The sequence below is a fragment of the Nocardiopsis sp. MG754419 genome (assembly GCF_018207095.1).
GTDB lineage: Bacteria > Actinomycetota > Actinomycetes > Streptosporangiales > Streptosporangiaceae > Nocardiopsis.
On the sequence record NZ_QOCZ01000140.1, the window covers coordinates 1 to 14,663 of the forward strand.

General features: G+C 71.4%; 10 protein-coding genes. 6 read left to right on the forward strand and 4 right to left on the reverse strand.

The genetic code is table 11. The features are described 5' to 3' along the window. Window positions 1-247 precede the first annotated feature (247 nt). Window positions 248-748, reverse strand: a complete 501-nt coding sequence (gene greA, locus DSY14_RS22000) for a transcription elongation factor GreA (protein ID WP_211718517.1) — start codon at window positions 746-748, stop codon at window positions 248-250. A gap of 149 nt (window positions 749-897) precedes the next feature. Then, window positions 898-1,314, reverse strand: coding sequence for a DUF4307 domain-containing protein (locus DSY14_RS22005; RefSeq protein ID WP_211718518.1), 417 nt, complete (start codon window positions 1,312-1,314; stop codon window positions 898-900). Window positions 1,315-1,472: 158 nt separating this feature from the next. On the opposite strand from DSY14_RS22005, the gene mca reads away from it, so the two are divergent. The 3 genes from mca to DSY14_RS22020 all read left to right on the forward strand — a co-directional run bounded on the left by mca (window position 1,473) and on the right by DSY14_RS22020 (window position 4,991). Continuing rightward, complete coding sequence (gene mca, locus DSY14_RS22010; RefSeq protein WP_211718519.1) at window positions 1,473-2,351, forward strand: mycothiol conjugate amidase Mca; 879 nt, start codon at window positions 1,473-1,475, stop codon at window positions 2,349-2,351. Between the two features lie 4 nt (window positions 2,352-2,355). Then, window positions 2,356-2,667 (forward strand): hypothetical protein, encoded by a 312-nt coding sequence (locus DSY14_RS22015; protein WP_211718520.1) that lies wholly within the window; start codon window positions 2,356-2,358, stop codon window positions 2,665-2,667. A 290-nt stretch (window positions 2,668-2,957) separates the two neighbouring features. Beyond that, the gene (locus DSY14_RS22020) at window positions 2,958-4,991 is read left to right on the forward strand and encodes a thioredoxin domain-containing protein (RefSeq protein WP_211718521.1); all 2,034 of its coding nucleotides are present in this window, start codon (window positions 2,958-2,960) and stop codon (window positions 4,989-4,991) included. Between the two features lie 98 nt (window positions 4,992-5,089). Here DSY14_RS22020 and DSY14_RS22025 read toward each other — a convergent pair whose 3' ends face one another. Beyond that, window positions 5,090-6,457 carry a serine/threonine-protein kinase gene (locus DSY14_RS22025; protein WP_211718522.1) on the reverse strand — a complete coding sequence of 456 codons (1,368 nt, stop codon included), beginning with the start codon at window positions 6,455-6,457 and terminating at the stop codon, window positions 5,090-5,092. Between the two features lie 282 nt (window positions 6,458-6,739). Here DSY14_RS22025 and DSY14_RS22030 point away from each other — a divergent pair, with 282 nt between their 5' ends. The 3 genes from DSY14_RS22030 (at window position 6,740) to DSY14_RS22040 (ending at window position 9,827) form a co-directional block, all read left to right on the forward strand. Next, window positions 6,740-7,351, forward strand: a complete 612-nt coding sequence (locus DSY14_RS22030; protein ID WP_211718523.1) for an RNA polymerase sigma factor — start codon at window positions 6,740-6,742, stop codon at window positions 7,349-7,351. Between the two features lie 94 nt (window positions 7,352-7,445). Next, window positions 7,446-8,207 carry an isoprenyl transferase gene (locus tag DSY14_RS22035; RefSeq protein WP_211718524.1) on the forward strand — a complete coding sequence of 254 codons (762 nt, stop codon included), beginning with the start codon at window positions 7,446-7,448 and terminating at the stop codon, window positions 8,205-8,207. A 267-nt stretch (window positions 8,208-8,474) separates the two neighbouring features. Then, on the forward strand, window positions 8,475-9,827 hold the full coding sequence (locus tag DSY14_RS22040) for a PhoH family protein (protein WP_211718525.1): 1,353 nt from the start codon (window positions 8,475-8,477) through the stop codon (window positions 9,825-9,827). A 210-nt stretch (window positions 9,828-10,037) separates the two neighbouring features. On the opposite strand, the gene DSY14_RS22045 is transcribed toward DSY14_RS22040, so the two are convergent. After that, window positions 10,038-14,138 carry a DUF2157 domain-containing protein gene (locus DSY14_RS22045; RefSeq protein WP_211718526.1) on the reverse strand — a complete coding sequence of 1,367 codons (4,101 nt, stop codon included), beginning with the start codon at window positions 14,136-14,138 and terminating at the stop codon, window positions 10,038-10,040. Window positions 14,139-14,663: the final 525 nt, after the last annotated feature.

The following is a 14,663-nucleotide window of genomic DNA, read 5'->3' on the forward strand; positions in this document are numbered from 1 at the left end:
GGCCCATCGCGGGCGGGGCACCGTAGGACCAACCGCCGCTCTGCGGTGGCCGCCCGCCCTGGTGAGGGCCGTGGGGGTGCCAGTAGGGGGAGGACATACGGCCGCCAGTTCCTTGGGTCGAAGGGGCGCAGCGAGCGGGGCGCGTCGAATGCAGACTACCGAGCGGGGCGACCCGCCGGTCACACGACGGGGGGCGGCCGTGGCCGCCCCCCGTCGCCTGGTGTCGTCCGTCCGAGGACGGACCGTGTCACATACCGCTGTAGGGCACCGCGCCGATGATCTCCACACCGAGGCTCTTGCCGTTGGGCAGGTTGTAGCTGACGGTCTCGCCCACGCGCTTGCCGTTGATGGCGGAGCCCAGGGGGGACTTGGGGGAGTACACGTCGATCGGGGAGCCGCTCTCCTCCCGGGAGGCGAGCAGGAAGGTGACCTCGTCGTCGTCACCCTCGAAGATCACGGTGACGGTCATACCGGGGCCGACCACGCCCTCGGTACGGGGCGTCTCGCCGACCCGGGCGGTACGCAGGATCTCGGTGAGCTGGAGGATGCGGGCCTCCATCTTGCCCTGCTCCTCCTTGGCGGCGTGGTAGCCACCGTTCTCCTTGAGGTCGCCTTCTTCCCGGGCGGCCTCGATCTTCTCCGCGATCTCGATGCGCCCGGCCCCCGACAGGTGGTCCAGCTCAGCCTTGAGCCGGTCGTACGCCTCCTGGGTGAGCCAGGTGACGTTGTCATCGCGGGTCTGGGTCACGGGAACTCCTTGTGTACTAGTAGCTGAGGCCACCAGGCGGCCAGAGCTGAACTTACGAGAATATCACCGAGCGCGATCGTGCGTCCGGTGTCCGTGCTCTCGGGGGTTCCGCCCCATCCCTGGTACCCGGTAGGGGAGGACTCGTCGAATCAGTCTTGCGAACCTTGTTCCCTACAAGAGGCCACTTCTACCGTGGAAGCCTGACGAACCGTTTCAACGCTCGCCTCGACCATCCGGTTCCCGGACTCGACCTCGACCCGGGTCGTGCCCACCTCGACCATCTGGGAGTCCAGAGCGCGCAGCAGGCACTCGGCGCCGTCGCGGCTGTTCACCTCGAAGGAGATCCGCGCCTCGTCGGCCGACGGAGCGGACACCGTCACCACCTGGTGGAAGACCCCGCCGCCCAGTCCGGTGTAGTTCATCACGGACAGTCCCCAGCCGAAGGTCACGGCCACCGCGAAGAGGGTGCCGACGACGAAGAAGACGGGCCCGTTGCCGTGGCGCTTGCGTAGCGCCGGCGCTGTGTCGGCAGTGTTCACGGCATCATCTTCCGGGGTCGCTGACATTGGGAATCTCCGAGCGAGGGGACGGTGTTGTCTAAGATATCCCCGACCCGACAGCCCCCCTACGCGGCCCGCACGTGAGTCGTCCGAGCCGTGGAACACCAGGGTGGTGGCCATGTCCCTGCCCAGGGGTCGTCGACCGAGCCAAGGAGAAGCCTTCGTTGTCCGAGCGCCTGCGGCTTATGGCCGTTCATGCCCATCCCGATGATGAGTCCAGCAAGGGCGCGGCCACGATGGCCCGCTACGTCCAGGAGGGCGCGGAAGTGCTGGTCGTCACCATGACCGGCGGCGAACGCGGTGACATCCTCAACCCCGCGATGGAACGTCCCGACGTCCGGGAGAACATCGCCGAGGTCCGTCGTGAGGAGATGAACCGCGCCCGCGAGATCCTGGGGGTCGAGCAGGAGTTCGCCGGCTTCGTCGACTCCGGCCTGCCCGAGGGCGACCCGCTCCCGCCCCTGCCCGAGGGGTGCTTCGCGACCCTTCCGGTCGAGGAGGCCGCCGCTCCGCTGGTCGCGGCGATCCGTCGCTTCCGTCCGCACGTGATCCTCACCTACGACGAGAACGGCGGTTACCCGCACCCCGACCACATCATGACCCACAAGGTGTCGATGCACGCCTTCGACGCCGCGCCGGAACCGCACGCCTACCCGGGCACCGGTGACCCGTGGCAGCCCCTCAAGCTGTACTACTTCGTGGGGTTCCCGCCCGAGCGCTTCGAGGCCCTCGCCACGGTCCTGGCCGAGCGCGGCCTGGAGAACCCCTTCGAGGAGTGGTCCAAGCGCATCAACGACAGCACGCGGCGCCGCTGGGAGATCACCACCCGGGTGCGGTGCAACGAGTACTTCGACGTCGCACACGACGCCCTGCGGGCCCACGCCACCCAGATCGACCCGAACGGTTTCTGGTTCGCCGTTCCCAACGACGTCGTGGCCGAGGCCTGGCCGACCGAGGACTACCACCTCGTGCGGTCCCTGGTGGACACCGAGGTCCCGGAAACGGACCTCTTCGCGGGTGTCCGTGAGTCGATGAGAGTATGAGCCCATGAACACCCTTCTCGCGTCCGCGCCGGTGCTCGCCGGTGGCTTCTCGTTGGACAAGGACACCGTCACACCCGGGGTCATGGGCTTCCTCGCCATCTTCGTGATCGGTGTGGCCCTGTACTTCCTCATGCGCAACATGCTGGGCAAGCTGCGCGGGGTCGCGGCCCGCGCCGAGGAGACGGAGGAGACCGCCCAGGCGTCGGAGAGGGCGGAGACGGCGGAGCCGGAGACGGAGACGTCCGGGGTGGACGTCGCCGCCGCCGAGTCCACAGGGACCGTCGAGAACGGTTCCGGGTCGGACGTCAAGGGTTAGGGCCCGTCCGGGCACTCCACGGCGGGTCCGGAACCCGTGACGCCCGTGGTGGGTGGGATCGTTCCTCGCGATCCCACCCTCGGCATCTGCCCGGGTTCCAGAGAGCAGGTCCCGCCGGAGCCCGAACGCATCCCCTGCGGTTCCGAGGCCGCGCACCGGGTCCACCGGGGTCGGAGTGACCCCGTGAGGGGCGCTCCGGCCCCGGAGACGCGCCGGCGGGTGGTCCACGTCGACCCTCCTGTGCCACGGGCCCCCACCTCGGGGTGGAGCATGGCCGGCAGAGTGGAACCATGTCCAACCGCCTGAGCGACGCGACCAGCCCGTACCTGTTGCAGCACGCCGACAACCCCGTGGAGTGGTGGCCCTGGGGCGAGGAGGCCTTCGCCGAGGCCCGCCGCCGCGACGTCCCCCTCCTCATCTCCGTCGGCTACGCGGCCTGTCACTGGTGCCACGTGATGGCCCACGAGTCCTTCGAGGACCAGGCCACCGCGAGCCGGATGAACGCCCTGTTCGTCAACGTCAAGGTCGACCGGGAGGAACGTCCCGACGTCGACGCCGTGTACATGGAGGCCACCCAGGCGATGACCGGCCAGGGTGGTTGGCCCATGACGGTGTTCGCCACCCCGGACGGTGCGCCCTTCTACTGCGGCACCTACTTCCCGCGCGACCACTTCCAGCGGCTGCTCGAAGGGGTCGCCACGGCCTGGCGGGACCAGCGCTCCGACCTGGTCGACCAGGGCGCCCGGGTCGTGGAGGCGCTCGGCGCCCCGCGCCGTTCGGTGTCCTCGACGCCGCCCGCCACGGCCGACCTGGACCTGGCCGTCCAGGGGCTGGTCCGCGACTACGACACCGCCCACGGAGGGTTCGGCGACCATCCGAAGTTCCCACCGTCGATGTTGTTCTCGTTCCTCACGGCCCAGCACGAGCGCACCTTCCCGTTCCAGTCCGCCGACGAGCCCACGCCCGCCGCCCTCATGGCCGGCGGCACCGCCGTGGCGATGGCCCGAGGAGGGATCTACGACCAGCTCGGCGGCGGGTTCGCCCGCTACTCGGTGGACCGCGGCTGGGTGGTGCCGCACTTCGAGAAGATGCTGTACGACAACGCCCTGCTGCTGCGGGCCTACACCCGGCTGAGTCGACGGCCCGCGGAGGCCGATCCGGCCGCCGAGGCCGACCGTGCCCTGCTGCTACGGGCCGCACAGGAGACCGCCGACTGGATGCTGCGCGACCTGCGCACCCCCGAAGGGGGATTCGCCTCCGCCCTGGACGCCGACAGTGAGGGCGAGGAGGGCACCTACTACGTGTGGACCCCCGCCGGTCTGCGCGAGGTCCTGGGCGAGGAGGACGGTGCGTGGGCGGCCGCGCTGTTCGGGGTGACCGAGGACGGCACCTTCGAACAGGGCGCCTCCGTGCTGGTGCTGCCCGAGGACCCCGACGACCCCGAGCGCTACGACCGGGTGCGCGCCGCCTTGATGGCCGCCAGGGCCGACCGGGTGCCGCCGGCCCGTGACGACAAGGTGGTCGCCTCCTGGAACGGGCTCGCCATCGCGGCCCTGGCCGAGGCCGGCGCGCTGTGGGGGCGTCCCGCCTGGATCGCCGCCGCCCGGGAGGCGGCCGACCTCGTCCTCGACGTCCACCTGCGGCACGGGCGACTGGTGCGCACCTCGCGCGACGGTCGCCCCGGTCCCGGCACGGGCGTTCTGGAGGACTACGCCAACCTCGCCGAGGGACTCCTGGCCCTGCACGGGGTGACGGGCGAGGCCCGGTACGTGCGGGAGGCGGGCGGACTCCTGGACACCGTCCTGGACCACTTCGGCGACGACGAGGGCGGGTTCTTCGACACCGCCGACGACGCCGAGAAGCTGTTCAGCCGGCCGCAGGACCCCACGGACAACGCCACCCCGTCGGGACGGTTCGCCGCCGCCTCCGCGCTGCTCACGTACGCGGCGCTCACCGGAAGCGAACGCCACCGCGTCGCCGCGGAGGGCGCGCTGAGCGTCGTGCCGCTGCTGGCGGAGAAGGCCCCGCGTTTCGCCGGCTGGGGGTTGGCCGCGGGGGAGGCCCTGCTCAGCGGTCCGCGCGCGGTCGCCGTGGTCGGCGATCCCGAGGACCCGGCCGTCGAGGAACTGGTGCGCACCGTGCTGCGGTGGGCCCCGCTGGGCACCGTCCTGTCCCGGGGCGACGGCCACGATGACGGGGGAGTGCCCCTGTTGGAGCACCGCACGCCGATCGAGGGTCGGGCCACCGCCTACGTGTGCGAGGGCTTCACGTGCAAGCTTCCCGTGACGAGCTCCGAGGAACTGGTCAGTCGGCTGGTGGGCTGAGCGATGCGGCGGGGGAGGGCCGAACGGCTCACCGTCCCGTCGACCGGGGCCGGTCGAGGTCGGTGGAACCGTCGTGACCTCGGCCCCGGCTCACGGGGCTACTGGAGCCGGACGTTGTCGATGATGGTGTCGACGACGTCCGGCCGGTAGTCGGGCTGCCGGATCTCCATGTACACGGTGCGCGGGGTGTCGGGCGGGTGCACGGCCACGGACGTGAACGCGCCGTTGCCGTTGCACTCCGGCCACTCCCAGAGCGTGCCCTCCCACTGCTCGCTGCGGACCGGTCGCTCCTGCGGTCGGCCCGCGCACGGGTCGGTGTCGCCCACCCTGCGCAGGTCGGGGGAGCCGGGCAGCACGGTGGCGTACACCCCATAGGAGGGTCGGTCGGTGGCGTGCCACTGGTCGGTGTCGGTCGCCGCCAGCAGACCGGGGCCGGCTCCGGCCTGGGCCACGGCCGGACGCGCCTCCTGGTCGGCGTTGAACTCGCGGGCCCACACCGAGGGCACGTCCACGCGCACGTCCTGGGCCGTGTGGCGGACCGTGGTCAGTGACACACCCGGGGCGCCGAGCGAGGCGGTCACGGCCAGCGCGAGCACACCGGAGGCGACGGCCAGGCCGCCGAACCGCCGCCAGGGCATGCGGTAGCGGCCCCACCACGGTTCGGTCCTCGGCAGGTCGGGCGACATACGGATCGCCCTGACCCGGTCGGTGAAGGTCTTGGCGTCACCCGGACGGTCCTCCCGGTCCACCGACAGCGCGGAGAGGATGAGGGCGTCCAGCGCGGGCGGCAAACCTGGCCGGATCCGGCCAGGAGCGACGCGCACCGGGGGGCGTGACGGGGGCTGTCCGGTGATGAGCTCGTAGGCGACCGCGCCCAGCGAGTACACGTCGGAACGGACGTCCAGGTCGCCGCCGGGCATGCTCTGCTCCGGCGACATGTAGCCGGGCGTTCCCGCCGCGGCGGTGAAACCCGAGGCCTCGTCGATCGACTTGGCGAAGCCGAGGTCGGCGACGAGCACCCGTTGACCGACGGGGGAGGACTGCAACAGCACGTTGGACGGCTTGATGTCACGGTGGATGGTGCCGTGGTTGTGCAGCACGGTGATGCCCTGGCCGATCTCGGTCAGCAACCGCAGTGCCTCGTCCAAGGGGAGTTGACCGCGACGGACGAGGTCGGCGACACTTCCTTGGTCGGCGTAGGTCATCACCATGTAGGGACGGCCGTCCGGCAACACGTCCACGTCGTGGACCGCCACCAGCCAGGTGGAGTCGGTCTGACGCAGAATGCGCGCCTCCTCCAGGAAGCGGTGCTGGATGTCCATCTGATGCGCCCAGTTCTCGGCCAGCACCTTGATGGCCACCGGGTAGTTCAGCAGGTCGTCCTGGGCCAGCCAGACGGTGGCGAACGAACCGGATCCCAGGCGCCGGATGACGCGGTAACGTCCGAAGGCCTCCGGTTGGCTCATGTCCGCCTCGGTCTGTTGGGGGTGATTACGCGGTCGTTGCCCACTAATACACCATCTGCGAACGGGCGTTGGCTTCCGCGGATATGATCCCCTTCCCGGGTAGCGCCGAAGCCCGTGGGGAGGGGACACTGGGGAGACCCCCTCGGACTCTCCCCCTCGTGAAGTCACGGTGTCGGCATGTGAATCGTGTCAAGCAACGGAGCCGAACGGGGTTCGTGGACGTCCTATCGACGTGTGCCCCTCACGAACGGACGTCTGACGTCAGCCAGGAAGAGACGAACCATGCGCAGTAGTGACCAATCGGACCACGAGGAGAGCCCCACCCCCCGCCGTCGGGTGGCGAGCAACGTCGACGAGGAGCTGGAAGAGCTCGCGCGTCGGGCCAGGGACGGCGACGCCGCCGCCCTGGACGACCTGCTCCGTCGCATCCAACCCGAGGTACTGCGCCGCTGTGCACGGTTCCTGCCCTACCGTCAGGACGCCGAGGAGGCCTGCCAGGACGCGCTCCTGCGGGTGGCGCGCAAGATCGACAGCTTCAAGGGCGACTCCCTGTTCACCACGTGGCTCTACACCGTGGTCTCCAACTCCGCCCGGCAGACCTACCGGTCCATGAAGCGTCGCTCCGCCGAGTTCCCCACCGAGGCCGAGCGCATGCCGCACCAGCGCGACCCCCGCACCACCAGCGTGATCGCCGGTTCGCGGATCGACCTGCTGGAGGCCCTCGACCAGTTGGAGAAGGAACGCCCCAACCTGGTCGCGCCGTTGGTCCTGCGGGATCTGTGCCAGATGGACTACAACGAGATCGCCTCCGAACTCAACCTCGCCCTCGGAACGGTCAAGTCGCGCATCCACCAGGGCCGCAAGCACGTACGGAAGTCGCTCGCCGTGACGTGAAGGCTCCAGGCGAACTACTCTGGACTTCATCCCCGTCGGCACCTCCTTCACTGGAGTGCGCCGTCTTTTGATCCAGCTCTGAGAGGTTTCGCCCATGGGGCTCCGTGACCCCCTGTACTGGCTGTACGAACGGCGGTTGGAACGCCGTCTGACCAGTCAGGAGATTCCCCGGCACGTCGGCGTCGCCATGGACGGCAACCGGCGCTGGGCCAAGAACAGTGGCCTGCCGGGGGCCGAACAGGGCCACCAGGCCGGGGCGAACAAGATCTTCGAACTGCTGCGGTGGTGCGACGAGATCGGTGTGCAGGTCGTCACCCTGTGGATGCTGTCCACCGACAACCTCACGCGCGACGAGAACGAGCTCGGCCCGTTGGTGCGCATCATCGAGGAGACCATCGCGCGCCTGCGCGAGGAGGGGTGGAACACCCGGCCCGTGGGTGCGCTCGACGTACTGCCCGATTCCACTGCCCGTGCCCTGAAAGAGGCGGAAGAGGCCACATCCGGGAACCCGGGTCTGGTTGTCAACGTCGCCGTCGGGTATGGAGGTAGACGTGAGATCGCCGACGCGGTTCGGTCGCTCCTCCAGGAGGAGGCGGCCCAGGGCACCGGTATCCAGGAGCTCGCGGAGCGCCTGGACATCGAGGATATCGCCCGGCATCTCTACACGCGCGGACAACCCGATCCCGACCTGCTCATCCGTACCTCGGGCGAGCAGCGGCTCTCGGGTTTCATGCTGTGGCAGAGCGTGCACTCGGAGTTCTACTTCTGCGAGGTCTTCTGGCCTGCCTTCCGCAGGGTCGACTTCCTTCGCGCTCTACGCGCCTACGGCGCGCGCAACCGGCGCTTCGGCTCCTGACCCCCGCATCCACCCACACCATCACCACGTAACGCGGAGTTCACGGGGTGGTCGGTTCGGTCTCTGGAAAACGGGGTCTCGTGCGCGTAGCGTCGTAGTCAGCGGATGGCGTTCGTCCATCCGTTCGGGAGGCCCCGTCTCATTGATGTTCTCCGCCCCGGCGGGATGTCGACGAGGAGGGCCGGACCCGGCCCTCGTGGGTCTGGTCCCGGTCCTCCATGATCCCGTGACAGAAGGGCGCCCTCGCGGTGCCCAAGGGGAGAACGAGTGGCTAGTTCCTCGACCGATCGCCGTGACACCCAGTCCCCCGCCGTCCCCGAGGCGGTAGAGGGCACGCGCGTCTACGTTCTCGATACCAGCGTCCTGCTCGCCGACCCGTTGGCCATGACCCGGTTCGCCGAGCACGAGGTCGTCATCCCCGTGGTGGTGATCACCGAACTGGAGAGCAAGCGTCACCACCCGGAACTCGGGTACTTCGCGCGCAACGCGTTGCGTCGCCTGGACGACCTGCGGGTCGCCCACGGACGCCTGGACGTCGCCGTTCCGGTGAACGACGACGGAGGCACCCTACGGGTGGAGCTCAACCACAGTGATCCGGCGATCCTGCCGGCGGGCTTCCGGCTCGGCGACAACGACACCCGGATCCTGACGGTGGCGCGCAACCTCCAGGAGGAACGTGGAGACGAGGACGCCGTCGTCCTGGTGAGCAAGGATCTGCCGATGCGGATCAAGGCCTCCTCGATCGGTCTGTGGGCCGACGAGTACCGGGCCGAACTCGCCATCGAGCACGGATGGACCGGGATGGCGGAGCTGGACGTGCCCGCCGCCAACATCCAGGAACTGTTCTCCCAGGGGCAGAGCGAGATCGAGGAGGCCAGGGACCTGCCCTGCCACACCGGTCTGGTCCTCGTCTCCGAACAGGGGCGGGCGCTGGGCCGGGTCCAGGCGGACAAGTCGGTGAAGGTGGTGCGCGGCGACCGGGACGTGTTCGGTCTCAAGGGCCGGAGCGCCGAGCAAAGGATCGCCCTCGACCTGCTCACCGACCCCGACGTCGGCATCGTCTCCCTCGGGGGTCGGGCCGGCACCGGCAAGTCCGCCCTGGCGCTGTGCGCCGGCCTGGAGGCCGTTCTGGAGCGCGGTCAGCACCGCAAGGTGATGATCTTCCGTCCGCTGTACGCGGTGGGCGGCCAGGACCTGGGGTACCTGCCGGGCACCGAGAACGACAAGATGACCCCCTGGGGTCAGGCGGTGCACGACACCCTGTCCGCGGTGACCAGTGAGGACGTCATCGAGGAGATCGTGGACCGCGGGATGCTGGAGGTCCTGCCGCTCACGCACATCCGGGGTCGCTCGCTGCACGACGCCTTCGTGATCGTGGACGAGGCCCAGTCCCTGGAGCGTGGGGTCCTCCTGACGGTGCTGTCCCGGTTGGGGGAGAACTCGCGGGTGGTCCTCACCCACGACATCGCCCAGCGCGACAACCTCCGGGTGGGCCGCCACGACGGGGTGGTCGCCGTCATCGAGAAGCTCAAGGGCCACCCGTTGTTCTCCCACGTCACCCTGACCAGGTCGGAACGTTCGCCGATCGCCGCACTGGTCACCGAGATGCTGGAGAACTAGCCCCGGTCCCGGCATCACAGGGGCCGCTCCGGTGCGGGCGCCGACGGCGCGGTGACGCCCTCGGCGCCCGTACACCGGCCGATACGGCCCGGGGGAGTCGCCGCGGATCCGCTCCGCGGTGCCGGCCCTCGAGGAACCGCACGCGTGGGCCCCGGCCGGACCGGCCGGGGCCCACGCCGCGTCGGGGGAGCGTGCGGACACGGCCGTCGGTCAACGGAGCGAACCCACGTACCGGCCGACCCTGCGCAGTCGGACCAGGTTCGCCTCGTACCGCGCTCCGACCAGTAGCAGGAGCAGGCCGACCACCGCGAACGGCACCCAGTTGGGCAGCAGCGTCGTCAGGTCCCACAGGGGTGGCCCGAAGGCGCGGAGGGACACCAGCACCAGAGCGGCTCCGCCCAGGATCAGCGGCGCCTGGGCCCGGGCGCGCACGCCCCACAGGACCGCGACCAGACCCGCCACCAGGGCGGCGGGGACCCGCCATCCCATGTCCTGGTCGTCGAGCGCCAGCCACACGGTGGGGCCCAGGAGCAACGCCAGCCCACCGGCGTGGGTGAGCCAACTGGAGGGCGGCGTCGTGGCCCGACGCGCCCACTCCCAGCCGATCACCACGAAGGCGAGGGCGGGCGGCACGGTGTAGGCCTCCGGGACGGAGACGTCCCAGGCCGCCAGCACGGTCCACAGCGCGCAGAACATGAGGAGACCGCCGACCACCGCCAGCCACCACCGTCCGGGCCGCACCGCGCAGGCCAGGGCGATCACCCCGACCACCGCCAGGGCGACGGCGACCAGTTCCGGCCGCCCGCCCGCCGTGACGGTCAGGACCAGTGCGAGCACCGCCCACACGGCGGCCGGGATCTCGGCGGACTCCACCAGCGGTGAGCGCAGGCGCGGGGCGGCGATCGCCACCGCCGCGACCACCACCAGCGGGCCGAACGCCGCGTACTCCGGGGGCACTCCGAGAGCCGACAGCAACGCCAGGGCGAACGCTCCGGTACCGAAGGTCGTCGACGCCGTCGAGGCCAGGGCGATCGGCCGGGTGCGCGCCAAGGCCGCCGCGAAGGACGTGGCGACCGCCCACGCCAGGAGCACCCCGGCGGTGGCGTAGGGCTCCGACAGCGCCCAGCCGAACGCCAGGACGAACGTGTAGAGCCCCGCGCTCCACGGCACCCAGGACGCCCCCCGCCTCCGCACGGGCCCGGCGCCGGCCGTCAGGACCGACGCGACCAGGACGGTCCACACCAGGGCGACCACGAAGGGCGCTCCCAGGGTGAACGGCAGCGGCACGAGGGTGACCGGCGCCAGCAGCGCCGCCCCGGGCACGAGCAGGCGCGGGAAGGCCGACCACACGGTGCCCACGGCCAGGGCGCCGGCGACGAGCACTCCCAACGCCACCGCCGGACCCGCCTCGGTGGCGCCGGACAGACCGACGAACACGTGCGCCGGTTCCCCCAGCGACGTGGGGGAGGCCTCGGCCCACAGGCGGCTTCCGGCGAAGAGTGCGAGAACCGGAGACCTCGCCGGGCCCACCACCAACGGCAGCGCGGTGAGCAGGAGCAGCCCGACGATCGCGAACGGCCCCGTACCGGACCCCCGCGGGGCCGGCGCGAGGGCGCCCGGACCGATCAGTCGGGACGCGCCTCCGTGGAGCAACAGGGCCGTGGCGCCGAGCAGCAGGGTGGTGGCGCCCAGCAGCCACCATGTGCCCAGGGCGCCGCCGGCGAGTGTGGCGGTGGCCGACAGGGACAGGGCCCAGAGCACCGTCGACACCCCCCACGCGGAGACGGTGAGCCCGTACACGACCGCCGCGACGGTGTCGTCGGCGAACGTCCGGCGGGACGACAGCGCCGAGACCACCGTGACCGCGGCGAGCAGCACCAGCGCCGACAACAGGGCGTGCTGCTCCACCGACGACCAGGCCAGTCCCAGGAGCAGGGTCCCCAGACCGCTCACCCCGGGCAGCCAGGCGAACCGGGGTGCGTCCAGCCGTGACACGGACAGCAACAACGCGGCTCCGACCAACAGCGTCCACACCACCGCCACCGCGAACGGCGCACCGAACAGCACCGGCAGCGGGACCAGGGTCGGCGGGACGACCAACGCCGCCCCCGCCACCGCCCAGCGACGTTCGATGAGCACGACCAGCGCCATCGCCACGGCTCCGAGGATCAGGACGCCGAAGGCCGACAGCACCCCGACCAGGGGCTCGGGTGGGGCGGGCAGCCCCAGCACGGCCGAGGCGGGCTCGCGCAGTACGTCCGGCGAGGCCGACCAGAGGGCGTACCCGGTCGGGAACGGCGTCGGCCCCGGGGCACCGGTCGGCGCCACCGCGAGCGGCGCCGCCGGTAGAAGGAGCACACCGGCCCAGGCCCACGGCGCGCGCAGGTCGACGCGCCGGTCACGCGCTCCGGGGGTCGTCGGGGCCGGCAGCGACGAGGGGGTGGGGATCCGGCTCAGCGTCAGCGCCGTCGCCGCGGCCAAGAGCACCATGACGCTCACCAGCCACCACTGGGACCCGTCGGTGCCGGGGACGATACGGCCCACGATCACGTAGACCGCGCCGATCAACAGAGCGGGCGCCCAGGTCAGCATCGCCGCCATGTACAGACCGGCGACCCGGCCGCCCGGTTCGGGGCGCGGCCCGGGCGTGGCGAACCGGCGGGCCACCGTGGCGGCCACCAGCGCTGTGGCCGTGAGCAACAGCAGGGCGGCCAGGGTGGTGTACCGCTCGGGGAGCGCCCAGGTCGTCCCCGTCAACAACGTGAGGAAGCCGACCAGCACCGGCACCGTGCTCAGTCCGCGTGGTGCGACGCCCGCGCTCATGACCAACGCGGCGCCGACCAGCAGGGCCCACACCACGGTGACCGTCTGGGACAGCCCCAGCAGCAGCGGAAAGGCCAGGAGCGTGGCCGGGGCGAGCAGGACCGCGGTGACGAACAGGGAGCGGCGCCGCAGCAGCCACACGACGCCCAAGGCCAAGGCCGCGGACACGACGATCCCGGCCAGGTGGATCAGGCCGAACGGTGGAACCGCTCCGGCCTCCACCCCCAGCAGCGTCACGGCCGGTGCCGACATGTCCGCCGGAGTGAGGCTCCAGGGCGTCACCGTCACGCGGGGCAGCGTCGGAAGCGTCGAGGGCCCCGCGGCCAGGGGCAGCAGGGCCAGGGCCGCCAGACCCGCGACCGAGTAGACGGTCGGCCGGTCGGGGGCGCCGCCCCGCCCCCGGGCCATCAGGAGACCGGTCACCCCGCAGAGGAACAGCGCGGTGGCCAGGGCCCACCAGTTCAGTGGGTCGTCTCCGGCGGTGTCGACGAACAGCACGATCAGGGCCGTGACCACCAGGGCGAACGACCACACGGTGACCGCGGCCCCGTGAAGGGTCCGGACCGGAACCCCCGGGCGCGGTGCGCCGAGGAGGTGGACGGCGCCGACGCCGACGAGGCCCGTGGCCGCCACCGTGGCGAGGGCCCAGGCCGGGTGCGCGCCGGGTACGGCCGCCACCACCAGGAACGGCACCGGCTGGGCGATCACCGCCGCCAGGACCCGCGGCGCGCGCAGCGGCACCAGCGACGGATAGAGCGTCAGCAGCGCACCGATGACCACCAGCGCCGCCGCGGCGTACCCGGCCCCGTCGGTGAACGCGTCCACTAGGAGCCACAGGGCCAGCGCATCGACGCCCAGCAGGAACGCGGCGACGACGCCGAAGGCCTCCGCGGTGGCCCGCAGACCGCGCCGGTACAGGGGCAGGGCCACACCGGCGAAGGTCACGGTGGTCAGACCGAGCACGGTGGCGCGGGCGCCGGTCCCGAGGTCGCCCCAGGTCCACACGGCGAAGGTGAGCGCCGAAATCCCGATGAGGAGGGCGCCCAGGCCGAGGATGACGTTCTGCGCCGAGCGTCGGCTCATCTCGCGGACGGGAGCCTCGGGAGCGGCGGACAGGTCGGGTGGCGGCGGACCCAGAGCCTCTGCGCGGCCCTGAGCGGCACGCACGGCGGAGTGGGGCGCCCCCTGGGCATCGGGTGGCTCGGGGCCGCGTGGCGGCGCCGGAGCGGAGGTGGGGGTGGCGGGCGCGGCGACGCGGGTCTCCCAGCGCAGTCGGGCCAGCACGCCGGGGCGTTCCTCGACCAGCGCGTGTCTGCGCCGGTCCAGTGAGGCCAGTTCGGTGTCGATCCACCACAGGCGCTGGGCGGTGGGTCCGACGAGGCCGAGCCCGCAGTGGTGGCAGGACCGCACCGACGCGGCCAGGGCGGACCGGCAGTCGGGACAACGGCGCGGTGCCCCGGGCCGCGGGGGGCTTCCTTCGGCGTTCATACCTCCATGCTCCGCCGGCGACGGACCGGGCGCATCGGTACGGGTACTCAGAGACGAACCGGCGAGAGGTGTGACACCCTCCCGTGGGGCTTGACCGACCCTTGACCCTGCGTATCGAACCGCTGGTCAGAGGCGCGTGGAGTGAGCACATTCCGTGATGTGAGTCAGGACACGGTAAAACCGGCGTTACTTCACCGTGACGATGATGCAGGCTGAATGCGCTGCATTGAGCAACCCCCTCCCGTGTGGGAGCCCCACCCCGTGGTCGGTCGAACGGCGATGTTCCGTCCCCTCCACGCAGGTCATCAGGGCCACGCGGTCCGACGGCGGCACACCCGCACCACGCGCCATCCCCGACCTGGGCGCGCGTGCGTCAACGCGAAAGGGCGAACTTGCTACTCCACCGCATCTCTCTGCGCCAAATGAGCGCGGTCGGCGCCGCGGCGATCGCCGCGGGCGGTATGTTCACCGTCTCCGCCTTCGCCGGAACCGGCCCCCTCGACCCGGATCGGGCCACCTCCGCGG

Coding starts and splice junctions, on each gene's coding strand:
- DSY14_RS22005 (WP_211718518.1), bottom strand. CDS start 1,314: ATGTCAGCGACCCCGGAAGATGATGCCGTGAACACTGCCGACACAGCG.
- DSY14_RS22015 (WP_211718520.1), top strand. CDS start 2,356: ATGAACACCCTTCTCGCGTCCGCGCCGGTGCTCGCCGGTGGCTTCTCG.
- DSY14_RS22020 (WP_211718521.1), top strand. CDS start 2,958: ATGTCCAACCGCCTGAGCGACGCGACCAGCCCGTACCTGTTGCAGCAC.
- DSY14_RS22025 (WP_211718522.1), bottom strand. CDS start 6,457: ATGAGCCAACCGGAGGCCTTCGGACGTTACCGCGTCATCCGGCGCCTG.
- DSY14_RS22030 (WP_211718523.1), top strand. CDS start 6,740: ATGCGCAGTAGTGACCAATCGGACCACGAGGAGAGCCCCACCCCCCGC.
- DSY14_RS22035 (WP_211718524.1), top strand. CDS start 7,446: ATGGGGCTCCGTGACCCCCTGTACTGGCTGTACGAACGGCGGTTGGAA.
- DSY14_RS22045 (WP_211718526.1), bottom strand. CDS start 14,138: ATGAACGCCGAAGGAAGCCCCCCGCGGCCCGGGGCACCGCGCCGTTGT.